The organism is Vibrio sp. 1069, from assembly GCF_033340555.1.
The window spans coordinates 1-586 of the sequence record NZ_JAWOWP010000664.1; the positions used below are offsets into that span (position 1 = coordinate 1).

Annotated in this window: 1 pseudogene; it reads left to right on the plus strand. The window is 45.1% G+C overall.

Going from position 1 to position 586, the window contains the following annotated elements:
* Positions 1-116: 116 nt before the first annotated feature.
* Positions 117-586, plus strand: a pseudogene (locus R7040_RS28345) (response regulator); the annotation flags it as partial.

The following is a 586-nucleotide window of genomic DNA, read 5'->3' on the forward strand; positions in this document are numbered from 1 at the left end:
TGCTTATGATTTCTAGCGATGCCACAAAAGAGACAGTCCTCACAGCACTTTCTAGCTCTGGGCGGGTTCGTCACCTGCTAACAAAACCCCTTCAAACAAAAGCACTTTACACGAAAATGCTCCAAGCACTGCAAGAACAACAGCACATTGCCACTGTAACAACAAGACTGCTGGCTTCACAACCTCTCTTACTATCTGATGTCATCTTGCTTCACAAGACCCACGCGTCCAGTATTTGTGTTGAATCTCTGATTATCGATACTTTAGTTGAAAGACGTGACTACACACAACTTGAGGCTTATTTACCTCTCTGCAGTCAGAAAGAGCATGCAAGTAAAGTATGTGCGACCGCGTTTTTATTGCATCATCAAGGCCACATATCTGAAGCAGTCAAAGTTCTGGCTGATTATGTAACTCGGAATCCGCTCTGCTTGGCTGCCATTGACAGTTTGATCGGTCTTTATGAAAGCTTGGGGCAACAACGACATGCGCTCTGTTTGGCAAAAAGAGCTTTTTCGCTCACGCCAAGTAATGGTTCTCGTTTTCTCTCAGCATCCCGAATTACTGCCAAGTTGGGCCTGTTTGA